The 2,447-nt window shown below is 50.7% G+C and carries 1 protein-coding gene; it reads left to right on the top strand.

The genetic code is table 11. The features are described 5' to 3' along the window. The coding region (locus E1297_RS50925; protein ID WP_155133608.1) for a hypothetical protein at positions 1–2,291 on the top strand (2,291 nt) is incomplete at its 5' end. Positions 2,292–2,447: the final 156 nt, after the last annotated feature.

The following is a 2,447-nucleotide window of genomic DNA, read 5'->3' as shown; positions in this document are numbered from 1 at the left end:
ACGAACAGTACAACGGAACAAGCAGATATCTCTCAGAGAGTGGGTCTGATAATGATGACACGCTCTATATCGACTTTTACTCCATAAGCATAGCTGGTCCTTACGGCGAGGATTTCATCTTCTATTTCGATGCCGGGGATGGTTACAACACCCTTGAATATGGGAACACCTATTCTACAAAATCCGTAAACGGCTACTGGGATGGCGACACACTGGTTGCCACAGGTGGCGCAAATTACAATTATTTCAATAGTTTCACACTATACGCAACCGGGATTGATGAAGTTCACGGTACCGATGGTAAGGATGTCTTCGATGCGTCCGGAGCAGATGAAGAAAAAGTCCTTTATGGAGAGGATGGTAATGACACCCTGACCGGCAGTGACTATGACGATATTCTATTTGGTGGAGACGATGATGACACGCTTTATGGAGGGGACGGCAACGACATTCTCTACGCCGGGGACGGCAGTGATACGCTTTACGGCGGAGACGGCGACGATTGGCTCTATTCGGGCAGCCTGTTCGACGGCGACACCAACTATCTCTATGGGGGCTCTGGACACGACACATTTGTTTTAGGCGAGGTCGCGGAAGAAAGCAGTGAAACCACCTCGACGGTCAATTGGGATGATGTTGCACTGTCCGTTGCAAAAACCGTGACTTCGGTCGGGGCGTCTGTAACCGGGTATTCTTTGACCAATACGATTGGATGGGGCATCTACAGTGCGATTGACGCTGCAGAAGTCGAGGTGGAAACCGTCGATACCAGTGACCCCACGCCGAGTTACACGGTCGTCGACGACTATGATCCGACCACAGACGTGATTGTACTCCCGATCTACTCTTCAGACATGTCGAACGTTTTCGTATCAAACGACCTCACCAGTGGGGGAAACGGTTTTACCATCCTCTACCAGAACGGAACATCTACCAATATTGTTGTGACGGTGAATTTCGCCGATCCGGACCAAATCTTTGGGGAAGGTGTCACGACCTGGACCACGGAAATGGAGGATGCGTTCTACTATTCCATGCTGCAGAATGCATTCATCGTTACAGAAGATGGCACAACCTACAGCTTTAATAGTGGCGGTACTATCGATGCGAGTTCGGCGAGCTTGTCTTCCCTTGACGACGGAACCGCCTACGTTGTCATGGGTGCGACTTATGGCTGGTTTGTCTATGGCAGCACGAGTCAAAGCGTTCTTGTTGGAAACGACTATGACGATATCATTTACGGCTATATTCCAGACTCCTCCTATACCGGCTACATCGGGGCCGAAGACAGTGTCTCCCAAAAGATATACGGTTTCGACGGAGATGACTGGATTCAGGCCGGTTATGGTGACGACTACATTTTTGGTGGCGAGGGCAGCAACACGTCAGCCTATACAGATTCCACCGATGGCATTTATGTAGATTTGTCCACCACCTATGAAGATACTAACGGAACCTATTCTCTCGCCGATGACGGGCTAGGCACGACTGATCAGCTCTACGACATTCAAAACATCTGGGGCAGCGACTATGATGACACCATAATCGGCGATGACGCTGACAATACGCTTTACGGCTACGGCGGCGATGATGTCATATACGGTGGAGATGGCGACGATATCATCGATGGCGGAGATGGCTCCGATTATTTGGACGGCGGCGCGGGTACGGATACGCTCGTCTTCCAGAATACAGACGGTGGTATCGTTGTGGACCTGTCGGCTGAAACGGTCAGCGACGACGGTTTTGGGAATGTCGACACGATTGTCAATTTCGAAAATGTCTATGGTACCGACTATAATGACGTGATCACCGGCGATGACGGCGATAATGTCCTTTACGGTGCAGATGGGGATGACACCATCTATGGTGGTGACGGAAATGACCTTCTCGTAGGCGGAGACGGCGACGACACGCTTTACGGCGGTGACGGAAATGACACCCTCATTTCAACTGGGGGCAATGACACTCTTTCCGGTGGCGATGGTTATGATACATACGTTGTTGCTGGTGGGTATGTGACCATCACGGATTTTGATCTGGAGACTGATACCATCCTGATTTACGCAGGAGATTATGATAGCACGCTAAGCTCGAGTACCTATACCGAGACTGATGATGGCGTCACCTTCTACGATGAGGACGGCGACGCCTATCTGACGATCGAGGGATACGATTACGACGATCTCTCCGGGCTGATTGATGGCACGACATTGGGCTATAAATCGATTTCCTGGAGTGGGTCTGACTATACCATCGACCTCAGCGACTACGATACCATGTTTGGGTAAGTATTCAGGTCACCACACGACGGATGGTGATCCCTGTTTGCTATTTACCAACCTGAATTTCTCACGTGAGCGCGGCATTGTTGTCTCCGTCCGGTAACCCCGGCCTTCTTGATGGCCAGAAGCTCGGTTACGCTGCCTCTGCAGCGTAACACCACG

Source organism: Roseibium sp. RKSG952 (assembly GCF_009711355.1).
Note: the sequence above shows the minus strand (reverse complement) of the source record. Positions and strands in the feature narration are given on the sequence as shown.